The organism is Robertmurraya beringensis (assembly GCF_042433785.1).
In the GTDB taxonomy this organism is placed as follows: Bacteria; Bacillota; Bacilli; order Bacillales; family Cytobacillaceae; genus Robertmurraya_A; species Robertmurraya_A beringensis.
Window position 1 is genome coordinate 67,276 of record NZ_JBHLUU010000009.1, and the last position, 25,559, is coordinate 92,834.

25 protein-coding genes are annotated in these 25,559 nt (G+C 37.6%); 21 read left to right on the plus strand and 4 right to left on the minus strand.

Features of this window, described 5'->3' with window-relative positions; translation table 11 throughout:
• The first annotated feature begins 175 nt into the window (after positions 1–175).
• The 5 genes from thpR (at position 176) to ACFFHF_RS01590 (ending at position 5,853) form a co-directional block, all read left to right on the plus strand.
• Entirely contained in the window at positions 176–739 is a 564-nt protein-coding gene (gene thpR / locus ACFFHF_RS01570; protein WP_160546926.1) for an RNA 2',3'-cyclic phosphodiesterase, read from the plus strand.
• A 29-nt stretch (positions 740–768) separates the two neighbouring features.
• Positions 769–1,749, plus strand: a complete 981-nt coding sequence (locus tag ACFFHF_RS01575; protein ID WP_160546927.1) for an NERD domain-containing protein — start codon at positions 769–771, stop codon at positions 1,747–1,749.
• 20 nt (positions 1,750–1,769) lie between these two features.
• A complete protein-coding gene (locus ACFFHF_RS01580) occupies positions 1,770–2,738 on the plus strand; it encodes a diacylglycerol/lipid kinase family protein (RefSeq protein ID WP_160546928.1) in 969 nt (322 codons plus the stop codon).
• Positions 2,735–4,873, plus strand: a complete 2,139-nt coding sequence (gene pulA, locus ACFFHF_RS01585) for a type I pullulanase (RefSeq protein WP_160546929.1) — start codon at positions 2,735–2,737, stop codon at positions 4,871–4,873. The genes ACFFHF_RS01580 and pulA overlap by 4 nt, the downstream gene beginning before the upstream one ends.
• A gap of 194 nt (positions 4,874–5,067) precedes the next feature.
• Positions 5,068–5,853: a phosphotransferase gene (locus ACFFHF_RS01590; protein WP_160546930.1), complete on the plus strand. Its 786-nt coding sequence runs from the start codon at positions 5,068–5,070 to the stop codon at positions 5,851–5,853.
• Here the strand turns inward: ACFFHF_RS01590 and ACFFHF_RS01595 are convergent.
• Entirely contained in the window at positions 5,841–6,119 is a 279-nt protein-coding gene (locus tag ACFFHF_RS01595; protein WP_160546931.1) for a YtzH-like family protein, read from the minus strand. The genes ACFFHF_RS01590 and ACFFHF_RS01595 overlap by 13 nt on opposite strands.
• Before the next feature lie 178 nt (positions 6,120–6,297).
• On the opposite strand from ACFFHF_RS01595, the gene trmB reads away from it, so the two are divergent.
• The gene (gene trmB / locus ACFFHF_RS01600) at positions 6,298–6,942 is read left to right on the plus strand and encodes a tRNA (guanosine(46)-N7)-methyltransferase TrmB (protein ID WP_160546932.1); all 645 of its coding nucleotides are present in this window, start codon (positions 6,298–6,300) and stop codon (positions 6,940–6,942) included.
• An 89-nt stretch (positions 6,943–7,031) separates the two neighbouring features.
• A complete protein-coding gene (speD, locus tag ACFFHF_RS01605; protein ID WP_377057476.1) occupies positions 7,032–7,841 on the plus strand; it encodes an adenosylmethionine decarboxylase in 810 nt (269 codons plus the stop codon).
• Between the two features lie 132 nt (positions 7,842–7,973).
• Here the strand turns inward: speD and ACFFHF_RS01610 are convergent, their stop codons facing one another.
• Positions 7,974–8,285, minus strand: coding sequence for a PepSY domain-containing protein (locus tag ACFFHF_RS01610; protein ID WP_160546934.1), 312 nt, complete (start codon positions 8,283–8,285; stop codon positions 7,974–7,976).
• A gap of 161 nt (positions 8,286–8,446) precedes the next feature.
• On the opposite strand from ACFFHF_RS01610, the gene ACFFHF_RS01615 reads away from it, so the two are divergent.
• The 7 genes from ACFFHF_RS01615 to murC all read left to right on the plus strand — a co-directional run bounded on the left by ACFFHF_RS01615 (position 8,447) and on the right by murC (position 16,387).
• Positions 8,447–9,520 carry a M42 family metallopeptidase gene (locus tag ACFFHF_RS01615; protein ID WP_160546935.1) on the plus strand — a complete coding sequence of 358 codons (1,074 nt, stop codon included), beginning with the start codon at positions 8,447–8,449 and terminating at the stop codon, positions 9,518–9,520.
• A 60-nt stretch (positions 9,521–9,580) separates the two neighbouring features.
• A complete protein-coding gene (locus tag ACFFHF_RS01620; RefSeq protein ID WP_160546936.1) occupies positions 9,581–10,111 on the plus strand; it encodes a DUF84 family protein in 531 nt (176 codons plus the stop codon).
• Between the two features lie 82 nt (positions 10,112–10,193).
• On the plus strand, positions 10,194–10,712 hold the full coding sequence (locus tag ACFFHF_RS01625; protein WP_160546937.1) for a hypothetical protein: 519 nt from the start codon (positions 10,194–10,196) through the stop codon (positions 10,710–10,712).
• Positions 10,713–10,830: 118 nt separating this feature from the next.
• Complete coding sequence (locus tag ACFFHF_RS01630) at positions 10,831–11,145, plus strand: thioredoxin domain-containing protein (protein ID WP_160546938.1); 315 nt, start codon at positions 10,831–10,833, stop codon at positions 11,143–11,145.
• Positions 11,146–11,234: 89 nt separating this feature from the next.
• Positions 11,235–12,038 (plus strand): DUF1444 family protein, encoded by an 804-nt coding sequence (locus ACFFHF_RS01635; RefSeq protein WP_160546996.1) that lies wholly within the window; start codon positions 11,235–11,237, stop codon positions 12,036–12,038.
• Positions 12,039–12,226: 188 nt separating this feature from the next.
• Positions 12,227–14,857: a DNA translocase FtsK gene (locus ACFFHF_RS01640; RefSeq protein WP_377057477.1), complete on the plus strand. Its 2,631-nt coding sequence runs from the start codon at positions 12,227–12,229 to the stop codon at positions 14,855–14,857.
• A gap of 234 nt (positions 14,858–15,091) precedes the next feature.
• The gene (gene murC / locus ACFFHF_RS01645) at positions 15,092–16,387 is read left to right on the plus strand and encodes a UDP-N-acetylmuramate--L-alanine ligase (protein WP_377057478.1); all 1,296 of its coding nucleotides are present in this window, start codon (positions 15,092–15,094) and stop codon (positions 16,385–16,387) included.
• 35 nt (positions 16,388–16,422) lie between these two features.
• Here the strand turns inward: murC and ACFFHF_RS01650 are convergent, their stop codons facing one another.
• Entirely contained in the window at positions 16,423–17,538 is a 1,116-nt protein-coding gene (locus tag ACFFHF_RS01650) for an aminopeptidase (RefSeq protein WP_377057479.1), read from the minus strand.
• Positions 17,539–17,730: 192 nt separating this feature from the next.
• Between ACFFHF_RS01650 and ACFFHF_RS01655 the strand changes: the two genes are divergently transcribed.
• The 3 genes from ACFFHF_RS01655 (at position 17,731) to ytxJ (ending at position 19,115) form a co-directional block, all read left to right on the plus strand.
• A complete protein-coding gene (locus tag ACFFHF_RS01655; RefSeq protein WP_377057480.1) occupies positions 17,731–18,204 on the plus strand; it encodes a DUF948 domain-containing protein in 474 nt (157 codons plus the stop codon).
• Positions 18,205–18,218: 14 nt separating this feature from the next.
• Entirely contained in the window at positions 18,219–18,680 is a 462-nt protein-coding gene (locus ACFFHF_RS01660) for a YtxH domain-containing protein (protein ID WP_377057481.1), read from the plus strand.
• Positions 18,681–18,788: 108 nt separating this feature from the next.
• The gene (gene ytxJ, locus ACFFHF_RS01665) at positions 18,789–19,115 is read left to right on the plus strand and encodes a bacillithiol system redox-active protein YtxJ (protein WP_160546944.1); all 327 of its coding nucleotides are present in this window, start codon (positions 18,789–18,791) and stop codon (positions 19,113–19,115) included.
• A 20-nt stretch (positions 19,116–19,135) separates the two neighbouring features.
• On the opposite strand, the gene pilM is transcribed toward ytxJ, so the two are convergent.
• Positions 19,136–21,301 (minus strand): pilus assembly protein PilM, encoded by a 2,166-nt coding sequence (pilM, locus tag ACFFHF_RS01670; RefSeq protein WP_377057482.1) that lies wholly within the window; start codon positions 21,299–21,301, stop codon positions 19,136–19,138.
• Between the two features lie 241 nt (positions 21,302–21,542).
• Here pilM and ACFFHF_RS01675 point away from each other — a divergent pair, with 241 nt between their 5' ends.
• From ACFFHF_RS01675 to motS, 4 genes are all read left to right on the plus strand, one after another.
• The gene (locus ACFFHF_RS01675; protein ID WP_160546998.1) at positions 21,543–22,619 is read left to right on the plus strand and encodes a bifunctional 3-deoxy-7-phosphoheptulonate synthase/chorismate mutase; all 1,077 of its coding nucleotides are present in this window, start codon (positions 21,543–21,545) and stop codon (positions 22,617–22,619) included.
• 236 nt (positions 22,620–22,855) lie between these two features.
• Complete coding sequence (gene ccpA, locus ACFFHF_RS01680; RefSeq protein ID WP_377057483.1) at positions 22,856–23,854, plus strand: catabolite control protein A; 999 nt, start codon at positions 22,856–22,858, stop codon at positions 23,852–23,854.
• Positions 23,855–23,914: 60 nt separating this feature from the next.
• Positions 23,915–24,733, plus strand: a complete 819-nt coding sequence (gene motP, locus ACFFHF_RS01685; RefSeq protein ID WP_160546945.1) for a flagellar motor protein MotP — start codon at positions 23,915–23,917, stop codon at positions 24,731–24,733.
• The gene (motS, locus tag ACFFHF_RS01690; RefSeq protein ID WP_377057484.1) at positions 24,720–25,538 is read left to right on the plus strand and encodes a flagellar motor protein MotS; all 819 of its coding nucleotides are present in this window, start codon (positions 24,720–24,722) and stop codon (positions 25,536–25,538) included. Before motP ends, motS begins: the two co-directional genes overlap by 14 nt.
• Positions 25,539–25,559: the final 21 nt, after the last annotated feature.

A 25,559-nucleotide genomic window follows, 5' to 3' on the forward strand; every position in this document is an offset into this window, starting at 1 on the left:
AGGATTCGAAATTTTTACTACAATAATGGGAAATGTAACATATAAAAGAGATAACCCTATTATACCTAAAGAGGTATATTATATTCAAACATATATGCCTCGTATAATAGTCATTTTTCGATTCAGTTACAATCTCTGTTAAAATAAAAGAAAGCTTGAAAGGTTGAAAGTTAAAATGGATAAAAAAACTCATTTTTTTTATGCAGTAAAAATACCGAGTGATACGAAGAACCTTATACATACTAAATTACTACCCCTTGGAAAGGAATTTCCCTTTCAAAAATGGGTTCATCCAGAGGATTACCATATTACTCTAGCCTTCTTGGGAAACGCAGAAACAGGCATGTTGGAAAAGTCAGTACAACTTATATCTGAGGCACTAAAGAAAGAGCGTGCTTTTCCTCTAAATATCGAAGGACTAGATACTTTTGGAAGAAAAGAATCTCCAAGGATTTTTTGGTTGCGGTTAGTGGAACAGACTTGTTTATATGAAGTACGGAAAAAGGTATTTCATGCATGCGAATTAGCAGGCTTTTCCCTTGAAAAAAGACCGTTTCATCCACATATAACAGTAGCGAGAAAGTGGAAGGGAGATTCTCCATTGGTGCACGAATCGCTACAACAAGAGAACCCTTTTACTCGTGAAGCGATCTCATTTGTTGCAAATGAAATCGTATTGTACCAGACACATTTGGAAAGAGAACCAAAATACGAGGTTGTTCAATCTTTTAAGTTATAGATTATCTGTTTATAGAAAGGAAAACCCGCATGGGACAATTAATTAAGCTGCAAGATTATGTTTCACGTTACGAACAAAATATTTATGAATATCCAACTAGATATGTAAGATTGAAAAAACAGCAATGGGAAAAGATTTACTCCCTCTGGAAGTCTGATTCTATTATTGAAAGTATTCAGCCTGTATCAACCAATTGGTTAGAAGAAGACAAACAGCCGTTAGTTGATCGGATGAAGGGATTTTTTAAAAGAGAAAGAAAAGACGAAGATGTAGAGGAAAAGGAGATACAATCGGGTGTTCAAGAGTCTTCAGGTCTATCATTTTCCCCTTCATTTACCTTTAATCCAGCTTCTGAAGATGAGCTTAAGCGTCAATTTCTCGACCAATTACTTCGTTTTCAAATGAAATGGGCGACCACCACCTTGTTAGAGCAATCCCATATTAGTAAAAAGTATTTGTACGATCACAGACTTAAGTACTTTTTGCAACGCTTTCCCGATACCACCCTTGTGATGTATGAGCCAATCTTCCTGTTGAAAAAAGCTCCGGTAGAAGTAGAAACAATTTTAATCACTCCAACAGATGTGTGGTGTATCCATTTCTTAGAGGAAGAAGACCATGCTGTATTTCTAGGAACGAAAGAAAGGTTTTGGGTAAAACGTCATCAGGATCAAGAACAAAAGGTGTTAAGTCCGCTTATTGGACTTAATCGTACAGAAAAAATTGTAAAGAAAATATTTGAGTTGTATGAAATAGAGTTACCGATTCATAAAGTAGTATTAAGTAGAAATGGCTATATTGATTTTCCCTTTCCACCCTATGGTTTACAGCTCATTGAAAAACGAAATTACGAAGAATGGTTTCAAACGATGAGAAGCAATAAAACTCCACTAAAGCATGCACAGCTAAAAGCAGCCCAAATGCTTCTTCAGTTTAGTCAAACAAGTAGTATGCGCCGACTAGAATGGGATGTTTTAAATAAAGGGGAACAAGAAAAAAAAGAATTCTAGACATGTATGGGATGAGAAAAATGGGGAAATTATACTTTATTATTAATCCAAATGCCAAAAATGGCTATAGTTTAAAAGTGTGGGCTAAAGTAGAAAAAGAATTAGAAAAACAAAAAATTACCTATGAAGCGTTTTTGACTGCCTATAAAGGAAATGGTGCTGAAATAGCGATGCTTCTTGCTAAGCAAGAGGGTGAGGTATCAATCACAGTGGTTGGAGGAGATGGAACATTAAATGAGGTAGTAAATGGGGTCATCTCTTTTCCTAATGTGAAAGTTGGATTTATTCCTGCTGGTTCTGGAAATGATTTTGCAAGAGGATTTCAAATACCAAGAGATCCTCTTCATGCATTATCTGTATTGCTAAGAGAGCGAAAGCAAGAACCGAGCTTAACCGACGTTGGTAAAATATCTTGTTCGAGTAAGGAGGATCTGTACTTTATAAATAACATGGGAGCAGGTCTCGACGGCTTAATTTCCAAGCTCGCTAATCAATCCAAGATGAAAAAATGGCTAAATAAATTTTCCTTGGGAGGCCTAGTATACGTGTACTTGCTTATCAAGGAAATTCTTATTTTTAAACCGACAGATGTTCAACTTATTGTGGATGACATCCTTTATGATTTTCCTGCTACCTGGTTTGTAACTGTGGCTAATCAGCCGTTTTATGGTGGAGGAATGCAAATTGCTCCGAAGGCAAAAACCGATGATGGATTGTTAAATATTATTATCGTATATCGTTTATCAAGGCTAAAAATGCTTTCTGTGTTTGTAAGCGTTTTTTGGGGTGGTCATGTCGCCTTCAAAGAAGTGAAGATGTTAACTGGGCGAGAAATTCAAATATATTCTTCTACCCCAATGATGGCACATGCCGACGGTGATTATTTTGCTGAAACTCCTTTGCAAATTCAGGCTTGTCAGCAGGTGTTGCCAATTATCACAAGGGGAATAAAGAAGGATAGGAGGCAGAAGGAGCTGAAAAATGCATGATTATTATTGAAAGACTTTTTTATGCCTATTTAGATGATGTGAACATAATTACGATCTTATTACCTATGAGTTATCATAATGGCGAGTCTAAGGGATTTTCACTCAAGGTTGGTGATCATACTGAGAAGTTAGCAATTAGTGAAAAAATAAGATTACATGATAGGGTTAAATATATTTGTCATACCGACAAGGAACCAGAAATCGGATTGACTTATTGTGTAATGGATGAGCATGGAGGGGAGACGGATCTTCAGATAGGCGCAATTATTCGAACTCCTCAGTTTGATGAAAAATTTTACTATGACGGCCCAATGGGAATCCAATATTCACCAGAAAGGACCATCTTTACACTTTGGGCGCCTACCGCCACACAATGTCAGTTGAAACTCGCTAATACTGATGATGCTGAAATAAATCATTATGAAATGACTCGCATGGAAAGAGGGATATGGGTCATTACGGTAGAAGGAGATCTGGAAGGATATCACTATACTTATCTCGTTTGTGTAAATCTTCAATGGAGAGAAGCCGTAGATCCTTATGTTGTGGCTGTTACAGCAAATGGGGAACAAGGAGTGATAATCGATTTAAATCGAACACCAGTGGTAAGTAAACCGCTAACGGGATTTAATTCCCCTACTGACGCTATCATTTATGAGGCACATATTAGAGATTTAACCATCCACCCCAATAGTGGAGTGACCGATAAAGGTTTATATTTAGGTGCGAGTGAAAAAGATACCTTTACTAGCCATGGTCAGCTTACTGGTCTTAGTTATATCAAAGATTTAGGAGTCACTCACATCGAACTGCTCCCGCTTCATGATTTTGCTGGTGTTGATGAGCTAGGGGATAAGGAAGATTATAACTGGGGTTATAACCCCATACACTTCAATGCTCCTGAAGGAAGTTATTCATCGAATTGTCAGGATCCATATGCCAGAATCAATGAGTTAAAGAAGTTAATTGACATTGTTCACAAAGAAGGACTTCGAGTCATTTTGGATGTTGTATACAACCATGTATACATTAGAGAAGACTCTTCTTTTGAAAAAATTGTACCAGGCTATTATTTTCGACATGATCAGAATGGTATGCCCTCGAATGGAACAGGAGTAGGAAATGATATTGCTTCTGAACGAAAAATGGTGAGGAAATTTATCGTCGAATCGGTCCTATTTTGGAAAAAAGAATACGGTATAGATGGGTTTCGCTTTGATTTGATGGGGATCTTAGATATAGAAACGATGAATGACATTAGAAAATCGCTTGATTTATTGGATCCTTCGACCATTATGATTGGGGAAGGCTGGGATTTAAATACTCCGATCGCCATTGACACAAAGGCGAGTATTCGTAATCAGAAGAAACTTCCAAGAGTGGGTCAATTCAATGACTTCTTTAGGGATACCGTTAAGGGTAATACATTCAATCTTCATGATAAAGGCTACGCTTTAGGAAATGAAAGATACTTCGAGGCTGCAAAGAAAATTTTAGCAGGTAGTGTAGGTTTGAAGGAAAAGGGGTTATTTCAAGAACCCATTCAATCGGTAAACTACATCGAATCTCATGATAACCATACCTTCTGGGATAAACTCCTCCTATGTGAAAAAGAGGAGCCTGAAGATATTAGGAAAAAGCAGCAGAGATTGGCAACGGCATTTGTTCTCTTATCTCAAGGAGTGCCTTTCTTACATTGTGGGCAAGAATTTCTTCGGACAAAAAAAGGAAATGGAAATAGTTATCGATCACCTAATGATATTAATCAAGTAGATTGGGACCGAGTATATGAAAACAAAGAGCATGTAGACTATATCAAGGGTTTAATTAAATTAAGAAAATCACATCAAGCCTTTCGTTTTCATTCAACCGAACTGATTAATAAGCATATGTCTTTCTTACCAGTGGAAAAGCCAGTTATTGGATACACCCTTCGTGATGTTAGGAAATTTGGAATATGGAGTGAAATCATCGTTCTATTCAATCCTCTTAAAACAGAACGTCATGTTTCGTTACCTACCGTTGATTGGACGGTCATCGCGGACCAAAACATGGTGGAAATAAATGGTATTCATCAAATAAATGAAAAAGAATGGAGTCTCCCTCCACTTAGTGTTTATGTACTAGTAAAGTAATAAAGTACGATGTCTCTACTTGACGAAGGTAACACTAGGAGATAAAATCTATTAAGATGGCTATTGTCGATTTTTTTACAATAGCCGTCTTTTTTACTTGTAAGATACTTATGCATGACCAAGGTGAATACTTAATAAAGTAAAGCTACTTATTATAGAAACTAACGACGCAGTTAAAATGAAGGTGAACAATTTTGGAACACTTATTTGGACAAGAGTGGGAAATCGTTCCTGCAGGAGGAGCGACAGGAGAAGCGTTTATTGCACAGCATGAAGATCAGAGGCTCTTTCTTAAACGAAATTCCTCACCATTTCTTGCCGTATTATCAGCAGAAGGTATTGTTCCGAAGCTAATTTGGACGAAAAGGCTTGAAAACGGGGATGTAATTACCGCTCAGCAATGGTTAGAGGGTAGAGAGCTAAAGCCGCATGATATGAACACGAAAAGAGTGGCAAAGCTCTTAAAAAAAATACATCAGTCAGAAGCCTTGCTTGGAATGCTAAAAAGGATGGGGAAAACTCCATTAGAGCCTGTTCATCTTTTGTCCATTTTAGTGCAAGAGCTTGATGAGGATGTAAAATCTCACGTGGCCATTCAAGAGGCTCTATTATTCTTGCAACAGGAGCTCGATGGTATACATTATGAGGAAAAGGTTGTATGTCATTGCGATGTTAATCACAATAACTGGTTGCTCACAGAAAGCAACCAGTTGTATCTGATTGATTGGGATGGTGCGATGATAGCCGACCCTGCCATAGACTTAGGAATGATGCTATATTGGTATCTCCCGCAAGACAAATGGAGCGAATGGTTAGCCATGTATGAAATAGAGCTCACGGACGAATTGATGCTACGAATGAAATGGTATACGATTGCACAGACCATCTCATCTATTCAATGGCATAAAAATAAGGAACGATACGAAGAGATGAATCACTGGGTGAATTATTTGTCAACTCTTGTTGCTCAAGAGAATTGATCAATTTCTGATACCCACTGGCCAAGTTGTTCTTGGTGTGACTCGATATGTTGATCTAGTTCATTCGTATTTGTACCGTGCTGAGAATAGCTGTAAATTTGTTCTAGTACATTCTTTACATTATGATCGAGTTCTGAGTTAACCATCAGTGATTTTACTAAACGTTCTAATTGTTCACATTCAGATACGGACCCGCAACAATCGGTACTGTGATTCGTTAATATATCTTTTAATAAATTCATTTGATCTTTCTGTTCTAAAGGCATCCGATACACCCTTTCAAGGTTGCTTAAAAATACGTAAAAAGGAATTTCACATTTAGGTTGTGAATTCCTTTTTTTATTTATACGTAAATTAATTATATGGACGAAGTATTAGTTTTGGTTGCAACAAGATTGTTCACATGATATGGTTTGAACGATAGATTATTTTAGGGGTGTCAACATGCGTTTAAGAAATAAGCCTTGGGCAAAGGATAGACTCGAATCCTATCCGCAATATGTTGTAGCAAAACCAGAAAGCTACAAAGGTAATTGGACCGAAGTATTTGGGAATGACCAGCCTATTCATATTGAAATCGGAACGGGTAAAGGTCGTTTCATTACTGAAATGGCTAAAGCAAATCCACATATTAATTATATTGGTATTGAGGTATATAAAAGTGTTATTGTTATTGCTCTCGACCGTCTAATTGAAGAAGACCTTCCGAATTTGCGACTAATGAATGTGAATGCGGTCGAACTTCAGAACTATTTTGCTAAAGGTGATGTGGATCAAGTTTATTTAAATTTCTCTGATCCTTGGCCAAAAACACGGCATGAGAAGAGACGGTTAACGTACAAAACTTTCCTTTCCATTTATGAAAATATTCTGGTGGATAACGGCGAGATTCACTTTAAAACAGATAATCAAGGGTTATTTGAGTTCTCTCTTCGAAGCTTTTCGGAATATGGAATGCTTTTAAAGTATGTAAGTTTAGATCTTCATAATAGTTCTTATGAAGGAAATATTATGACAGAATACGAAGAGAAGTTTTCCTCCAAAGGCTTTCGTATCTATCGTTGCGAAGTTCAATTTCAGAAAAAGTAAGCAGTCCTACTATTGTAGGACTGTTTTTTTCGTAAGGAGTTGGGTAAGTTAATAATATTTACGGAGATTATGTGAAGGGGGAAGAATGAATGCTCACTCCAGAACAGCGAATTGAGTTACATGGATTTAATAACTTAACAAAATCACTTAGCTTTAATATGTATGATATTTGTTATACAAAAACGAGGCAAGAGCGGGAAGCTTATTTAGATTATATTGATGAACAATATAATGCCGATCGGTTAACGAAGATTTTAAAAAATGTATCCGATATTATTGGTGCACATGTTTTAAATATTGCTCAACAGGATTATGTACCACAAGGAGCAAGTGTAACGATTCTCGTTTCTGAAGGACCAGTAGTAGAAGTTCCCACAGAGTCAACATATGATGAATCACCAGGACCATTACCAGATAATGTTGTATTTCAGTTGGATAAAAGTCATATCACTGTTCATACGTACCCTGAGTACCATCCGTATGAAGGAATAAGTACTTTCAGAGCGGATATTGACGTTTCTACCTGTGGGGAAATATCACCACTTAAAGCGTTAAACTATTTAATTCATTCATTTGATACAGACATTATGACAATTGATTATCGAGTACGTGGATTTACACGGGATAAAGATGGTCATAAATTATTTATAGACCATGATATCACTTCCATTCAAAACTTTATTCCAGACGAAATCAAGGATCAATACGATATGATTGATGTGAATGTGTACCAAGAAAACATTTTTCACACGAAGTGTAAATTGAAAAATTTTGATTTAAATAATTACTTATTTGGATACACAATGGATACGTTAAGCGAATCTGAACAGAAAGAAATCACTGAAAGCTTAACATCTGAAATGGATGAAATTTTTTATGGGAAAAATTTTCTGCAGTAAATTGAGTGAGTCTATTGGCGCAATAGACTCTTTTTGAGCAAGAGCGGGCGCTAAAGTGGAATAGTCATTATGAAATGATTGAATCCGTGAAGAGAAAGACGTAAGAAAAGCTGCCCTATAGGGCAGCTTTTCTTAAAGAGGGTACACTTCTATAATGGATCCAGTCTTTGCATCTGAAACAAATTCGTATTGCTCTAACGTGTCATCTACCGTACGTGATACTCCACCTTTATAAACATCATAGGTGATGTTGTTCTTTTCAAACCGCTCTGTTGTCATTTGAATCCAAGAGCCGCTAATGGGACCTCTTTCTTTAAATTTTGCTTTTGCGTGTGATAGGGCTTTTTCTGGGGATACTTTGCCCTTTTGGGAGACCCATTCGCTTGCCAGAAAGCCTGAAATAATTCCAACAGAAACACCAGTTAAAAATGATTTCCAGTTCATAAAGCCCCTCCTTATTTATCCAAATAAATCCTCCTTCCATCATATCAAATTTTACGTACATAATTAAGAGTAGCAATCAATAAAGTGGTAACAGATGGGAAAGTTAAGTAGAATAAAGATGGTACATAAAGAGTCATGTGAATATTAGGAGGCCATTATACATGAATTCGAAGACATTACAGCTTTTCAAGACGCTTACGGAACTTCAAGGTGCATCTGGAAATGAGCATTTGGTTAGGAAGTTTATGCGTGAACAATTAACTCAGTATTCTGATGAAATCATTCAAGATAATTTAGGAAGTATTTTTGGTGTGAAGCATGGAAATGCCAATGGTCCTCGTGTCATGGTTGCGGGACATATGGACGAGGTTGGATTTATGGTAACGGCGATTACAGATAATGGGATGATTCGTTTTCAGCCTTTAGGTGGTTGGTGGAGCCAAGTTCTACTAGCACAGCGTGTGCAGGTCATGACGAATGACGGTCCTATTATTGGAGTGATTGCTTCCATTCCTCCTCATCTTTTGGATGAAGGTAAGAGAAGTAAGCCGATGGAAATTAGCAATATGTTAATTGATATTGGGGCTGATAGCAGGGAACATGCGAAGGAGCTAGGGATTAAGCCGGGACAGCAAATTGTGCCAATTTGTCCGTTTACCCCGATGGCAAACGAAAAGAAAATTATGGCTAAGGCTTGGGATAACCGATATGGCTGTGGCCTCGCTATTGAATTATTAGAAGAAGTGCAAGGAGAAAGTTTACCAAACACATTATATTCTGGTGCAACTGTTCAGGAAGAAGTTGGACTAAGAGGTGCACAAACAGCAGCAACTTTAATAAAGCCAGATATCTTCTTTGCTCTTGATGCAAGTCCTGCAAACGATGCGACGGGTGATAAAAATGAGTTTGGTCAATTAGGAAAAGGAGCGTTGCTAAGAATTCTAGATCGATCTATGGTAACCCATCGAGGGATGAGAGAGTTTGTTCTAGATACTGCAGAAACGCATAATATATCCTACCAATACTTTGTCTCTCCAGGTGGGACTGATGCAGGACGAGTGCATATGTCAAATGAAGGAGTCCCGAGTGCTGTTGTAGGAATTTGCTCTAGATACATTCATACGGCTGCTTCGATTGTTCATGTTGACGATTATGCTGCTGCAAAAGAGCTTTTAATAAAACTGGTAAAAGCTTGTGACCAGACTACAGTAGATACAATTAGACAAAATAGTTAAAAACGGTAGGGAGGTAACCTTTGGGAACCTCCTTTTACATTGAAGCTGAGGTGCAGTTATATGTATGTGGCAGTAGGTTCGAAAAACCAAACGAAAGTAAAAGCTGTTGAAGAAGCATTTAAAAAGTATGACGCAAAGGTTAAGGGAATGGATGTCCCATCTGGAGTAAGTGAACAACCCTTCTCCGATGAAGAGACCATACAAGGAGCCATTAATCGAGCGCAAGCAGCCCTTGAAAACAATGATGCAGAACTGGGGATAGGTCTAGAAGGTGGAGTACAGCAAACGAAATTTGGGATGATGTTATGTAATTGGGGTGCATTAGTACAATATGGAAAATCTCCTATAATAAGCTGCGGGGCTAGAATCTTATTACCAAAAGAAATTGAACATAGGCTTATAGTAGGAGAAGAATTGGGTCCGATAATGGATGATTTCATGAAAAAGACAAATATTCGAAGCAAAGAAGGGGCAATTGGAATCTTTACGAATGGACTTATTCCGAGGCAGGAAATGTTTCTTCATGTTAGCACTTTACTCGTTGGCCAATATGAATACAGGAATATAAATGGTTTGGAAACACAATTGTAACAATTGTAAGGCTTGTCATTGGATAGGGAGACGGGTATGATAGTAAGGAAGACAATAGTTCCTATGTAGGGAGGAAGAAAGTATGAGAAAGTATTTACAAGCATCTCTCCTCTGTATAGCTGCTCTATTTTACCTTAGCGGATGTTCTGCATCCTTTGACGAAGAGGAAACAGAAACAGTGGATGTTGTGGAGAACGCTTTTAAGGAAGAGGCTAAAAAACCAAATAATAAAACTGAGGAAATGGAATATTATTTACCTTTTGGTTTTGAAGTGGAAGAAGAATCTCCCAATAATATAATTTTAAAGAATGGTTCAAAAACATATATATTGTTTTACAATCCAATAGAAGGTCAAGATAGTGAAGTTGTTTACCAATCAACAGTCGATCAAGACAAATACGATACTGATAAAGTGATCAAAACGGATGGGAAATTTGGCTATCTATTGGTAAAAAAGCTTGAAGATAACCTAAATGAGCTAACAATTGGTGTCGGTGGAATGAAAATTACGACAGAAACAAAAACAAGGTCTCTTAGCAGCGAAGCAGAAATGATGATTAACATCGTCAATTCAATAAAGTTAAAAGAAAACGAAGGATGAAGTCCTTCGTTTTTTGTTAGAAGCTAATTTCTTTCAAAAGAAGCTACAATGCTTTAGAATATGGGGTAGTCTGAATAACTATTAACGTACTGTATAAACTGTTATGGGAGGTAATCATATGAAAATGCTTGAGAGTGTAGAACAGTTTGAAACGATGAAAAACAACGGGAAACATATATTTATGTTTTCAGCAAACTGGTGCCCAGACTGCCGAGTGATTGAGCCAGTCTTGCCAGAAATTGAAGAGAAATATAGCGAATACAATTTTGTACATGTGGATCGTGATCAGTTTATTGATTTATGTATTAGTCTAGATGTGTTTGGAATCCCAAGCTTTATCGCGTTTGCAGATGGAAACGAATTAGATCGTTTTGTCAGCAAAGACCGGAAAACACAAGAGGAAATTGAACAATTCATCGAAGGATTATCATAATGGAATAGCTCCCAATCCTCCAAAGATTGGGGCTATTTCATGTAGAATAAAAACGAAATGCTCCAATAAGGAGGCAAGTATATATGAAAATGGATAGTAAAAAAATGAAGGCGGAGCTCGAAAAACGCCTTAGTAGTGCTAACCGTACTATTACTTATGATCGAAAAAATGATCATTTACGTATTGAAAGCAAGGATAGTGGAAGAGGTATTACCGTTGAGCTGCCTAGAATTATAGCAAAATGGGAAGTAGACAAAGAAAAGGCCATTGATGAAGTCGTATACTATGTTGAGGAAGGCCTTAAGGCAATGGATGAGAAAACGATTCAAGAAGGTGAAAAGACTCGGATTTTCCCTGTCATACGTTCTACTTCTACGCCTGTTGTATCGCGCGAAGAAATTCCTTTAGTATATGATGATCATACGGCAGAAACTAGGGTTTATTATGCTCTCGATTTAGGAAATGCGTACCGAATCATTGATGAAGCATTAATGGCAAAGGAAAATTGGACGAGAGACCATATCCGCGAAGTAGCTCTTTTCAATGTGAGAAGCCTTAAAACGACCATGAAACGTGATGAAGTGGCAGGAAATATCTTTTATTTTCTCAATACAAATGACGGGTATGATGCAAGCCGAGTTCTAAACGATTCATTTTTAAAGGAAATGAGTTCGAAGATTACAGGTGATATGGCGGTAGCGGTACCACATCAGGATGTACTTATTCTTGCAGATATAAAGAATGAGACTGGTTATGATATTCTCGCACAAATGACCATGAGCTTCTTCGCTAGCGGTCGAGTGCCCATTACGGCACTATCCTTTTTATACGAAAATGGGGAATTAGAACCGATCTTTATCTTAGGAAAAAACAGAAGCAAAAAACCAAACTAAAGGACCAATTACGGTCCTTTTTGCGTTTTTAGTTTGTACTGGGATGAAAACCAACACAGACCTACTAGCGTTAGGTCAAAAGATTCAAAATTATATTATTACTAGCAATCTTTTATTTCTTGTCGATATTATAGTATTCAATGATAAAATAAGAAGACATGATGAGAATGAAGAAAGAGTGATAAGGTTTGAATTGGTTTAAGAAATTGTTTAGTAAATTAAGTGATGATAAAGTGGAAGAAATATATGAACAAAAGGTAGAGCCATTTAAAGAAACAAGAAAAGAACAAAAGGATATGGATGCTCGAATCGTTTATCAGTATCCGAAGGGGAAATTTAAGTTCCCGTTAATACCAGATGAAAGAGAAATGCAGAAACCATCTAGAAAAAGTAGAGAAGAGAGAACGTCTTCCCGTCAGCGAACAGAACCAGTCATGAAAAGTGAAACCGTTCGTTCGAAACCTAGAGTAGGCTCTATTACAAAAAGCAACGTAAGTCCTCCTAATAAAAGTGAAACAAATAATAGAGATGTATCCAAAAGACCGTTTCGACCAACAGAAATTCCCTCTCCAGTCTATGGGTTCCAGAAAAGAGTCAGACATCAGGAAGAGAAACCGGTAGAATACGAGTTAAACTCCTTCTTGAAGAATGAATACATAGAGCGTTCTTCCGAAACTCCTGTTCAGGTAAATAAAATAGTGAAACAGGATATTGAAGAGGTTCATGATCAAGGAGAAGAAACGGTAATAAATACGGATCTGATTGAATTGATTAGCATGGATGTTAGGGAGGAATCGATTCCTGCAGAACCAGAAGCAGAACCAGAACATGTAGAACCAGTTGTAGAGGAAGAGATAGAGAGCTATGTTCTATTGGAGTCTACCGGGGAATTGGAAGTTGCCGTAACTGCTGAGCTTTCTGACCTGGAAGAGGAAAAACTGGAAGTTGACCAGAATGTACAAATAGAACAACAACTGAACGTAGTTGAACAGAATGCTCAGATAGCAGAACTGAACATAGTTGAAGAGGTTGAACAAATAGAAGAACTGAACGTAGTTGAAAAGGTTGAACAAATAGAAGAAATGTACGTAGCTGAAGAGGAAATTGAACAGGTCGAGGGGCAAACAATCGAAGAAAGCACCCAACCGAATTCTGAACAGGGGAAATTAGATGGTAATGAAGAACCTCCTGTTGAACCTGCGCCTAAACGCAAGCATTTGCCTTTTAACGTATTAATGTTGAAAGAAGATCGTCGTAAATTAGAGGAAAAAAGGAATCAAATAAAGAGTGAAGCCACTTTTGAACCACCGAAGCCATTGATACCTGAGAAGGAAGCCCAAGCCGAAGCCGATGAGCAGCCTTCTAGCGTCAATGAGATAGTGGAAGTGATCGATGAGGAAAATCCGTACTACGTATTCCCAGAGCTCGATCTCCTGACACCTCCCGTTATTTATGATACAAGTGGAGAATGGCTTGAAGAGAGGGAAAGGCTTCTAAACGATACGTTAGAAAGTTTTAATGTTCGAGCAAGTGTGGTAAATGTTACACAAGGTCCATCGGTTACAAGGTTTGAAGTGCAACCGGAGCCAGGTGTAAAGGTAAATAAAATTACGAATCTAGCAGATGATATAAAATTAAGTCTTGCCGCAAAAGATATTCGGATTGAAGCACCGATTCCAGGGAAGCACACGATCGGGATTGAGGTTCCGAATGAAGTGAGTAGACCAGTGTTACTCTCAGAAATTATTAACAGTACAGAATTTTTACATTCGAAGTCACCGTTAACAGCTGTACTCGGACTAGACATATCCGGGAAGCCGATTGTAACTGATTTACGTAAAATGCCTCATGGTTTAATTGCAGGAGCCACTGGATCAGGGAAAAGTGTGTGCATAAATACAATCTTAGTCAGCCTTCTCTATAAAGCTAGACCTGATGAATTGAAGCTTCTATTAATTGATCCGAAGATGGTAGAGCTAGCGCCTTATAATCAAATACCGCATCTCGTAAGCCCTGTAATTACCGATGTAAAAGCAGCAACAGCGGCTCTTAAATGGGCTGTTGAGGAAATGGAAAGACGATACGAATTATTTGCACATACAGGCGTACGTGAGATCAATCGATTTAATGAACAATGTGAACAGCATAATCAACATGCTGATAAGCTACCGTTCATTGTCATTATTATAGATGAATTAGCGGACTTGATGATGATGGCCCCTGCAGATGTCGAGGAAGCGATATGTCGTATTGCTCAAAAGGCCAGGGCATGTGGGATTCACTTAATTATTGCAACGCAACGACCGTCTGTTGATGTTATTACCGGTTTAATTAAAGCAAATGTTCCTACAAGAATTGCCTTCTCTGTATCAAGTCAAATCGATTCTCGTACGATTATTGATATCGCCGGAGCAGAACGTCTACTTGGTCGTGGGGATATGCTGTTTTTAGAAAATGGATCCTCAAAGCCTGTACGTCTTCAAGGTACTTTTGTATCGGATGAAGAGATTGATCAAGTAGTAGCTCATGTTCGACGAGAACAAAGTCCAAACTACTTGTTTCATCAAGAGGAGCTCTTAAAAAGGGCTGCTGTTAGTGAAGAAGAAGATGAACTATTTTTTGAAGCTTGTGAGTTTGTCGTTGACCAAGGAGCTGCTTCGACCTCGAGTCTTCAAAGAAGATTCAAGATTGGTTATAATCGAGCAGCTAGATTAATTGATATGATGGAGAAAAACGGGTATATTTCTGAAAATAGGGGTAGTAAACCTCGTGATGTATTAATTGATCAAGATGATCTTCAGAGTATTCAAGAAATGTAAGTATGGTTATTTTAGTCTTTTTTTCATACACTATGGAGTAAAATAGACATAGAAAGAAAAGGTATTATGGCCAAACGTTTCATAGTTTTTATAATTAAATAATGATATAATGTCACAATATGATAAAATCGAGTTCACTATTTGCAAACAAAGAGAGCGACATGCAAAAATGAGCAAATAAAAGAAAATGTCATATACTGTGATACAGTTAGAAGATGGTTGGAGGTTCTTTATATGACAATTTACCATTTTGTGGGTATAAAAGGATCTGGAATGAGTGCGCTGGCACAAATTCTTCATGATATGAATTTTGAAGTTCAGGGTTCAGATGTTGAGAAACGTTTCTTTACACAGACGGCCCTTGAGCATCTTGGAATAAAGATCCTACCTTTCCAAAAAGAAAATATTGTACCAGGATTAACAGTTATTGCTGGAAATGCCTATAAAGATGATCATGAAGAAATTCAAGAAGCGATGAAACTAGGATTGCCTGTCATTCGATATCACCGTTTCTTAGGTGATTTTATGCAAAATTTTACTAGTATTGCTGTGACTGGTGCCCACGGGAAGACATCTACAACCGGGCTCCTTTCGCATGTCATGAGAGGTGCAAAACCAACTGCGTTTTTAATCGGAGATGGTACGGGTAAAGGAGAAGAAAATGCTGAGTATTTTGTGTTTGAAGCATGTGAATATAGAAGGCATTTCCTTTCGTATTTTCCAGACTATGCAATCATGACGAATATTGATTTTGATCACCCTGACTATTTTGCTAATATTGATGATGTATTTTCTGCATTTCAAGAGATGGCATGGCAGGTGAAAAAAGGGATTTTTGCTTGTGGTGATGATGAGCAACTTCAAAAAATTCAAGCAAAAGTACCTGTTGTTTTTTATGGCTTTGGGGAAGAAAATGACTTCCAGGTTAGAAATGTTGTAAAAACTACTGAAGGAACGACCTTCGATGTATTTGTTAGAAACACTTTCTATGATACATTCCAAGTGCCAACCTTTGGTGACCACAATGTATTAAATGCTCTTTCTGTTATTGCCATTTGTCACTATGAAGAGCTTTCAGCTGACAAGGTTAAAGAACAACTCTTAAGTTTTACAGGTGTTAAGAGAAGGTTTACAGAAAAGCACGTCGGCTCTCAGGTATTGATTGATGATTATGCCCATCATCCAACGGAGATTAAAGCGACAGTTGATGCAGCTAGACAAAAGTATCCCGATCGTGAAATTGTTGCTGTATTCCAGCCACATACATTTACAAGAACACAAACATTTCTAGAGGAATTTGCTGATAGTCTTCAATTAGCAGATAAAGTATATTTATGTGATATCTTCGGTTCGGCGCGAGAGAACCATGGTAAGTTATCGATCGAGGACTTACGGAATAAAATCGAATCGGCTGAAATGATCAACGAGGAAAATACAGAGACTCTAAAGCAACATGAAAACAGTGTCATCTTGTTCATGGGAGCAGGAGATATTCAAAAATTCCAAGAAGCATACGAACGTCAGTTATAATAAAAAGATGCAGCTTTAGTCGCTGCATCTTTTTGTTATTTTAAATTCTCAGGATTTAATACTTCGAGCTCTTTAATTACGAAGCGTCCATCCTTTCTAACTAGCACATCGTCAAAGTACATTTCTCCTCCGCCATAGTCGCTGCGTTGAATATTGACCATATCCCAGTGAATGTTTGAATGGTTTCCATTAAAGGCATCATCATAACATTGACCAGGCGTAAAATGAAAGCTTCCATCAATCTTTTCATCAAATAAGATATCTTGCATTGGATGTAAGATATAAGGGTTCACACCAATGGCAAATTCACCAACAAAACGTGCCCCTTCATCTGTATCGAATATTCTATTAATCCGCTCTGTATCATTTGCTGTTGCCTCAACAATCTTTCCGTCTTTAAAAGTTAGTTTTACATTTTCAAATGTAAAGCCTTGATATGGAGAAGGAGTATTATAAGTAATGACACCGTTGACAGAATCACGTACGGGAGCCGTATATACCTCTCCATCAGGAATATTCATTTGTCCTGAGCATTTTATGGCCGGAATATCTTTGATTGAGAAGGATAAGTCCGTTCCTGGTCCAGTGATTCGTACTTTGTCCGTTTTGTTCATTAACTCGACTAACGCATTCATCGCATGATCCATTTTCCCATAATCTAAGTTACAAACATTAAAATAAAAATCTTCAAAACCCTCTGTGCTCATTTTTGCTAGTTGCGCCATGGATGAGTTTGGATAACGCAGGACCACCCATTTGGTTTTAGGAACACGGATATCACGGTGTACTTTCTTTCCGATCGTTGATCCGTGAATTTTCATCTTGTCATCAGGAACATCTGCGTGTTCATTGATATTGTCGCCGGAACGTAATCCTATGTATGCATCCATTTGACTCATAACGTTTGCTTCAAAATCTGCCATCAAGTTAAATTGTTCTTCCCGGGCACCTAGGAGCAAAGCTCGATCCACTTGCTGATCTTTAAGAAGTACGAAAGGATGTCCTCCTGCAGCATACGCTTCCTTCACTAATGCTGTTACAAGCTCTCGCTGCAAACCAAAATTTTCAATTAGTACCTTTTCACCAGGCTGAAGCTTTACTGAGTAATTGATTAGGTTTTTTGCTAGAAGCTCAATACGTGAATCTTTCATTTTTTTCCCTTCCTTTTAAAAAACTTTTAACACATATATTATTGTAACCTAAAGGGCGAAAGTTGGCGCATTTATAACAATTTTGTTTTATTTATGGTAAAATTTTAGTATTGATTTATTACAATTGACGTTTAATGAATTCTTGGTAGGGTAAGTAATGAAATGTAAGCGTCAATGGAGGTGTAGGATATTTTGGAGTGGATACTTTATGTCAGTGCAGGGATTGCGGCGATTGCTTTTCTTATTTTGGTCATTTTTCTATCCAAAGCGTTACAGTCACTTCAAGTAACCTTAGATAGTATATCAAAAACATTAAATGGATTGGAACGGCAGCTTGACGGAGTCACAAGGGAAACAACGGATTTGTTGCATAAAACAAATGCCCTAGCGGAAGATATTCAAAAGAAATCAGAAAGCTTGGGAAGTGTCGTTGATTCCGTTAAAGATGTTGGAGTAACGATTCAAAAGTTTAATTCATCCCTTCAAACGATTACAAACTCTGTCAACCTTGCTGTTGAGCAGAATAAGGACAAGGTTAGTCAAGTCCTCCAATGGAGCAATGTCCTTCTTGAAATGAAGGATCGATGGACTCATAGGAAAAAGGAAAAGACTGTTGTTGAAGAAGGGATTACCGAAAAGGGAAGAAGAGAAAGAGGTTATTATTAGAGGAGGAATAACATATGGTGAATCACGATACTGAAAAGGAAAATCGACAAAACGTAAACGAAACATCAGGGTCGAAGGAATTTTTAATGGGTGCTATCATCGGTGGGCTAGTTGGAGCAGCAACGGCACTATTCCTCGCTCCAAAATCAGGAAAAGAAATGAGAACGGAATTAAACACGCAAGCTGAAAGTTTGAAAGGGAAGACCAGTCAGCTTTATGATGTAGCAAAAACAAAGAGCACGGAATTAGCAGAAGTTGCTAAAGTAAAGTCCTCTTCCATTGGACAAGCTGTTTCTAAACAATCCAATGACATGATGAGTAAAGTGAAGTTAATCAAACCTGAGACTGAATCGGAAGCAGATGTCGTGTATGAAGATGATTTTTCTCCCGTGTTAAGTGATGATAAGGAGCTTCAAAGAAAGCTGGAGGAAACAAAAAGAGCTTTTGATGAAACAGAATCTCAATTAAATCATTAATAAGCAGATAAATGTTCAAAAACGCAGTGTAATGATATTATATCTACACTGCGTTTTTTATTACAATTTGTGTAAAATAAACTTATACATATCTTAGGAGGGGTAAGAATGGAACAAATTCAAACGAAGGAACAATTTGATGCTCTTGTGGAAAATGAGAATTTTTATCTACTAAAGCATTCGAATACTTGTCCAATCAGTCAAGCAGCTTATGAGGAATACGAAGAATTTACTAGTAACTCAAGTGTTAAGAACTATTACTTAATTGTTCAAACATCAAGAGATCTTTCAAATTATATCGCCGAACGTTTCCACATTAAACATGAGTCACCTCAAGCAATCCTTTTTGTAAAAGGGGACGTTGCTTGGCATGCTTCACACTGGAAGATTACAAGCAAAGCATTAGCTACCGTAACGCAAGAAAATCAATTATGATAAAAAAAGGAAGCTAGGTATCATTTGATAACCTGGCTTCCTTTTTGAGTTGGAAAAATAATCTGTAAAGAGTCGAACGGTTCAAGATGTTCATAGAATGTTGTTTCTTCGTTATTCCTCAAGAGCAAGAATGATCCATTCGATTCTTTTGGAAGGTCAATATCTACCTCTTTAAAAATGTCTTGAAAGATAAATGGCTGTAACCGTTGATGGGTGATGCTTAAGGAGTCATCATCATAAAGGGTACTAGCCTCATGTAATTTTTGATCCCCTCTGTTCACAACGGTGATACTCTTTTTTAAGAGTATTTCTTTATCGTTAAATGTAACTGGTATTGTTTGATTAAGTATATATTGATTTTCATCGGCGAGGTCTTGTACAGTAATATTTCCTCTCATTTGCACAGTGATTTTATCATAGTTCTCAAAGCTACTTTGAAGTCTTGTTTCCATCCCATTACGGTAGAGCTTTCCTGAAAAGGAGGGATAAAATGTATGCTTACCATTCAGGGTTAGATGAAATGGTCGAAGTTCTTCTATAAGGTTAGTGAGATTTAGATAATGTAACAGGTCTTCAAGTGTCTTTGGATAGTGAAATTGGATTGTATCCCGGTCATTGAGTAGATGATTTTTATTTACGGTTTCTCCATTGCATATAAATGTCGGTTCAATTTTGTATGTTTTTCCATTGATCTCTATTTCATTGGTTGGGATTTCATCAAGTAATTGGCCAATAGATAGAGTGGTACGTTCGCCATCTTGTCCTTTTTCAACATACAGGATATCCCCGTTTTCAATAGAATCATCTAGAGCACAACATTCTCCATTTTTCATTAATGTTGGAGGAAGACCATATTGACCAGGAATGGTAATGTTTTTTTCATTTAAAGTAACGATCATGGCTAGTCCTGGTCGACCGTACAGTTTATTCATTTTAATTCCTGCTGCTAATAAACAATCTCCAACGGTTAATTCTTTTACCTCGAACAGTCTAACGGGTTGTTCATTTACGTAAACCGTCATATATTGTACCGGTGATTGTTTAGCTGCTAATGCAATACCAATGGGAGTGACAAGCTCTGGTCCTTTTGTGATCGTCTCAGAGACCGTTAAGGATGAAATGGCATCAATCCCTCTAATGGCGACTCGATTTAAAGGAAGCTCAAGTTTCTCAGCAATTTTCTTTGGAAGTTCAGGTGTTAAACTTCCACCACCGACTAGCATAACAGCTTTAGGAGCTTTTCCATTGTTAAGCTGTAGTACCTCATCACAAATGGATTGTGAAAGGCGGTCTATGGCATAAGAAATTTGTTCGATTACGTCCTCCTTCGAAACCTCAGTCTCAAATCCTAAAATGTCATTGACTGTTATGGACTCTTGAGTGTTTATTTGTCTTTTGGCTATTTCAGCTAAAGGAAAATCAAGTAAGTATTGATCACTGATTGCCTCTGTAATTTCATCTCCGGCGATAGGAACCATTCCATAGGCAATAACTGTTCCCATATCCGTTAAAGCAATATCGGACGTACCAGCACCGATATCTACCAAGGCTACATTTAATCGTCTCATGGAAGGGGGGATAAGAACATTGATGGCTGCTATTGGTTCGAGTGTTAATGCTTCCATCTCTAATCCTGAGCGTGTTAAGGCAGCTAGTAAAGATTCAACGACAACTTTCGGTAAAAAAGTTGCGATAATTTCAACGGATGCCTCATCTCCTTGTTGGTCAATCAGGCTACCGATTTCTTCTCCATCTAAACGATAATAAAGGACAGAATATCCGACACAATAATAATAATGACTTTTCTCTTCTTTATATTTCTCTGCAACCGCTGCTTGGGCGTGTTGTACAGCTAAAAGCTCCAAATGAAGAATGTCTTGTTTTTGCATAATTGGTTTACCGTTAATGGGCAGTGAAACCTTTGAGCGTTCTGTTCGTAAAGCCCTTCCTGCAGCAGCGACGCAAACTTTTTGCAGAGGACCATGTTTGATTTCAAGTTTCTCTTTTATTTGCGTAATGAGCTTTGCTACAGCCATAACATCATGAATTTGGCCATCTAACATAGCACGCTCCGAGTGTTCTATCGACAACATATCGACGACATGGTATTGACTATTTGTTTCTTCAAGAATAATGCCAACACATGAGCGAGTACCTATGTCTAAAGCAAACAATTTATTTGACAAAGAAAATCACACCTTCTAGCTTAGGTTCATATAATAAAGAATCTACTTTAATACTTAAAAGCGTTTAATTATTAAAGAAAATTGCGTGACATTTGAAAATATTTCATATATAATTACTCTAACTTATATAGAAATGTAACACACTTTATGAAGCGGATAAAGAACAATCCTTTTTAGGCTTTTCATTTCGCATGTAATAAAGCATTGTTTTCAAATCTACTAATCAAAGGGGCGAGAAATGATGAGTAATGTTGAGTTAGATCAGCTTAGAGACCGTGTTGACGAGTTAAATGTTGAACTTTTAAAGTTAATTAATGAAAGAGCTAGACTTGTTCAAGAAATTGGCCGTGTAAAGGAAACACAAGGGGTATTCCGTTACGATCCAGTTCGTGAAAGAAGCATGCTTGATATAATTAAGGAAAACAACGATGGACCTTTCCAAAATTCAACGGTTGAACACATCTTTAAAGAAATCTTTAAGGCTGGGTTAGAGCTTCAAAAGGATGATCATAGCAAAGCGTTGCTTGTGTCTCGTAAGAAGAAGCCTGAAGATACAATTGTTGAAGTTAAGGGAGAAAAACTTGGCCATGGTATTCCACAATTAATTTTCGGACCTTGTGCGGTTGAGTCGTATGAGCAGGTTGCTGCTGTTGCTGCTTCAATTAAAGAAAAAGGATTAAAATTCATGCGTGGTGGAGCATACAAGCCTAGAACTTCACCTTATGATTTCCAAGGACTTGGTATTGAAGGATTAAAAATTCTAAAAAGAGTAGCTGATGAATACGATCTTGCTGTAATTAGTGAAATCGTAAGCCCAGCTGATATAGAGAAAGCTGTTGACTATATTGATGTTATCCAAATCGGTGCTCGTAATATGCAGAACTTTGAGCTGTTAAAAGCAGCAGGTGCTGTAAATAAGCCAGTTTTATTGAAGCGTGGACTTGCTGCAACTATTGAAGAATTCATTAATGCAGCAGAATACATTATGTCTCAAGGTAATGGCCAAATTATCCTTTGTGAGCGTGGTATTCGTACGTATGAAAGAGCAACAAGAAATACATTAGATATTTCAGCTGTTCCAATCTTAAAGCAAGAAACACATCTACCAGTTCTTGTTGACGTAACACACTCAACTGGCCGTAGAGATTTACTTCTTCCGATGGCAAAAGCGGCTCTTGCTGTTGGTGCTGATGGAGTAATGGCAGAAGTGCATCCAGATCCAGCAGTTGCATTGTCTGATTCTGCTCAACAAATGAACATTGATCAATTTAATGCTTTTTACAAAGAAATTCAAGCTTCTAACTTAGTGCGTGTATAAGAAATAACACAAAAAACCGACTTATGAGAGCTGATCATAGGCGGTTTTTTTGCGTTTTCCGTCGTAAAATTGTTTTTTTTGTTAAATAGATAGCCTTTACATTGCGACATTTCACTATGTGAAGTATGATAATGATACATAAATAGACAAGTTTCGATTTTTATATAATGGTTAAAAATGACAGACTTGCAGTAAAATAAACCTAAAGTTAGGACGTATATAGAAGGAGTGGTATTGTGAACATAACAATTTATGATGTAGCACGTGAAGCAAATGTTTCCATGGCTACAGTGTCACGTGTTGTGAATGGAAATCCAAATGTAAAGCCAGCTACAAGAAAGAAAGTTTTAGAAGTGATTGAAAGATTAGGTTATCGTCCAAATGCTGTGGCCAGAGGATTAGCAAGTAAAAAAACAACAACAGTTGGAGTTATTATTCCTGATATTTCGAGCCCGTTTTTTGCAGAACTTGCACGTGGAATCGAAGATATTGCGACGATGTACAAATACAACATTATTTTAAGTAACTCAGACCAAAACAAGGACAAGGAGTTACACTTATTAAACACGATGCTAGGTAAACAGGTAGATGGAATTGTTTTCATGGGTGGAAATATCTCCGAAGAACATGTGGCAGAATTTAAAAGATCTCCAGCTCCTATTGTACTTGCTGGTTCGCTTGAAGATTCTGAACAAGTGCCTTCTGTTAATATCGACTACGAACAGGCAACCTTTGATGCTGTAAATACCTTTATTGAAAAAGGTCATAAAAGGATTGCGATGGTTATTGGACCTTTCCATGAACCAATTAATAAAGAGAAGAAGTTGGTAGGGTACAAGAAGGCGTTAGAGGCAGCTGGAATTTCAGTTGAGGAAGACCTTATTGTTGAGGGTGATTATACGTATGATTCAGGTATCGAGGCATTCGAAAAGTTACTTGAACTGTCTGATAAACCAACAGCAATCTATGTAGGATCTGATGAAATGGCAGTTGGTGTTGTTCATGGAGCACAAGATAAAGGGTACAGTGTGCCTGATGACTTCGAAGTAATTAGCTCAGACAATACTAGAATTTCTCTTATGGTAAGACCACAACTAACAACGGTTATTCAACCACTGTATGATATCGGTGCAGTTGCGATGCGTTTGTTAACGAAATTTATGAATAAGGAAAAAGTCTCAGAACATACAGTAGTACTTCCGCACCGAATTGAGCATAGAAGCTCAACAAAGTAAACAGTTTGTCGATATGTAAGGTAGATGACAAATTTGTTTATGATAGTTGGGAGAGAAACTATGAAAAAGCTTGATGTTCTAACACCTATCGGATTGACGATAGGTGTAATTATGCTGTTATTTGGAATTGTTTACAACGGGGGAATGAGCGGACTATTATCATTTGTTGACCCTGCATCATTGCTTATTGTTATAGGCGGACTACTTTCAGGCTTACTTGTCAGCTTTTCTTTAAAGGATATAAAGCAGATGATCAAAGTTATGAGACAGTCTTTTTCTTCTGACGAAAGGAAGCTTCAAGATTTGATTGATACCTTTGTTCATTTATCGGGCAAAGCGAGAAGAGAAGGTCTTCTTTCACTTGAAATGGAGATTGATCAAGTAGAAGATCGTTTTTTACGAAAAGGGATGTTATTAGCTATTGATGGAACGGATCCTGATGTGATTCAAGATATTCTATTAGCTGAAATTGCAGCGATGGAAGAACGTCATAGAAAAGGAAGGGCGATTCTTGAGAAGGCTGGTGATTATGCACCAGCTTGGGGGATGATTGGAACACTAATAGGGCTTGTTCTCATGCTCAAAAATTTAAATGACCCATCAACACTAGGACCTAATATGGCAATCGCTTTATTAACCACTCTATATGGATCCTTGCTTGCGAACCTTGTCTTTATACCTATTGCAGCAAAACTAGAGTTGAAGACAGAGCAGGAAGCTTTTTTAAAACAGATCATTGTTGAAGGAGTTATTGGTGTACAATCAGGACAGAATCCGAATCTTCTTCAAGAGAAGCTAAGTGCATTTCTGTCTCAAGAAGAACGTGAAGCGAAGGAAAAAGAGTTAAATCGCGAGGATTTAGACGATGAAATTTACTAAAAAACATCGGCAGTCTCCTAAAGGGGCACCACGATGGATGGTAACCTTTTCTGATTTAGTCACCTTAGTACTTGTCTTTTTTATTCTTTTATTTTCTATGTCACAAATCGATCTCATTAAGTTCCAAGCACTAGCTGACTCGATGAGAGATAAGCAACTCCTAGATTTTTATCCTTCCATTGTACCACTTGAAGGACAGGGTGAGTCGGAACAAGAAGAGAACAGTGAAGCTGCTCAAAGTTTAGATGATCTTTTGCAAGAGGTCCAATCCTATTTAGACGATAATGGATTAAACAACATCATCGTTGCCAATCGAACAGAGCGAGGTGTAGTGTTAGTTCTTCAAGAACAAGCGCTGTTCCGGTCAGGGGAAGCAGAGATTCTAAATGAATCCAATGCTTTTTTGGATAAAGTGGGAACGATGCTTGGGGAAATGCAGAATCTTGTAAAGGTTGAAGGCCACACAGATAATCGACCAATTACGACTGAGCGGTATCCATCCAATTGGGAGCTTTCTGCAGCTAGAGCTGGTTCAGTCATCAGATATTTAATTGAAAACTTTCATCTTGATTCAACTAGGTTTATTGCTGTTGGATACGGTGAGACGAGACCGATTGTTCCCAACAATAGTGAGGAAAATTGGCAAAAAAATCGTAGGGTAGAGATTGTCATCTCTGATCCAAAATACAATGTCAATGATGTTAATGGCGTTTTATTATGTCCCGAAATTGACGTTACTAATTGTCCCAACACTGACGGATTCACTGTCCAAAATGAAGGGGAAGCACCTTTATGCTTCCCCTAGAATCTTACAAATCAACGTGAT

What these genes read in the sequence shown, in the direction of transcription:
- speD (WP_377057476.1), top strand. Translation starts at nt 7,032, where the DNA reads ATGCTCACTCCAGAACAGCGAATTGAGTTACATGGATTTAATAACTTA.
- ACFFHF_RS01580 (WP_160546928.1), top strand. Translation starts at nt 1,770, where the DNA reads ATGGGGAAATTATACTTTATTATTAATCCAAATGCCAAAAATGGCTAT.
- ACFFHF_RS01595 (WP_160546931.1), bottom strand. Translation starts at nt 6,119, where the DNA reads ATGCCTTTAGAACAGAAAGATCAAATGAATTTATTAAAAGATATATTA.
- pulA (WP_160546929.1), top strand. Translation starts at nt 2,735, where the DNA reads ATGATTATTATTGAAAGACTTTTTTATGCCTATTTAGATGATGTGAAC.
- ytxJ (WP_160546944.1), top strand. Translation starts at nt 18,789, where the DNA reads ATGGAACAAATTCAAACGAAGGAACAATTTGATGCTCTTGTGGAAAAT.
- thpR (WP_160546926.1), top strand. Translation starts at nt 176, where the DNA reads ATGGATAAAAAAACTCATTTTTTTTATGCAGTAAAAATACCGAGTGAT.
- ACFFHF_RS01675 (WP_160546998.1), top strand. Translation starts at nt 21,543, where the DNA reads ATGAGTAATGTTGAGTTAGATCAGCTTAGAGACCGTGTTGACGAGTTA.
- ACFFHF_RS01620 (WP_160546936.1), top strand. Translation starts at nt 9,581, where the DNA reads ATGTATGTGGCAGTAGGTTCGAAAAACCAAACGAAAGTAAAAGCTGTT.
- ACFFHF_RS01660 (WP_377057481.1), top strand. Translation starts at nt 18,219, where the DNA reads ATGGTGAATCACGATACTGAAAAGGAAAATCGACAAAACGTAAACGAA.
- ACFFHF_RS01650 (WP_377057479.1), bottom strand. Translation starts at nt 17,538, where the DNA reads ATGAAAGATTCACGTATTGAGCTTCTAGCAAAAAACCTAATCAATTAC.
- motP (WP_160546945.1), top strand. Translation starts at nt 23,915, where the DNA reads ATGAAAAAGCTTGATGTTCTAACACCTATCGGATTGACGATAGGTGTA.
- ACFFHF_RS01610 (WP_160546934.1), bottom strand. Translation starts at nt 8,285, where the DNA reads ATGAACTGGAAATCATTTTTAACTGGTGTTTCTGTTGGAATTATTTCA.
- ACFFHF_RS01575 (WP_160546927.1), top strand. Translation starts at nt 769, where the DNA reads ATGGGACAATTAATTAAGCTGCAAGATTATGTTTCACGTTACGAACAA.
- ACFFHF_RS01615 (WP_160546935.1), top strand. Translation starts at nt 8,447, where the DNA reads ATGAATTCGAAGACATTACAGCTTTTCAAGACGCTTACGGAACTTCAA.
- ACFFHF_RS01625 (WP_160546937.1), top strand. Translation starts at nt 10,194, where the DNA reads ATGAGAAAGTATTTACAAGCATCTCTCCTCTGTATAGCTGCTCTATTT.
- ACFFHF_RS01635 (WP_160546996.1), top strand. Translation starts at nt 11,235, where the DNA reads ATGGATAGTAAAAAAATGAAGGCGGAGCTCGAAAAACGCCTTAGTAGT.
- murC (WP_377057478.1), top strand. Translation starts at nt 15,092, where the DNA reads ATGACAATTTACCATTTTGTGGGTATAAAAGGATCTGGAATGAGTGCG.
- trmB (WP_160546932.1), top strand. Translation starts at nt 6,298, where the DNA reads ATGCGTTTAAGAAATAAGCCTTGGGCAAAGGATAGACTCGAATCCTAT.
- ACFFHF_RS01630 (WP_160546938.1), top strand. Translation starts at nt 10,831, where the DNA reads ATGAAAATGCTTGAGAGTGTAGAACAGTTTGAAACGATGAAAAACAAC.
- motS (WP_377057484.1), top strand. Translation starts at nt 24,720, where the DNA reads ATGAAATTTACTAAAAAACATCGGCAGTCTCCTAAAGGGGCACCACGA.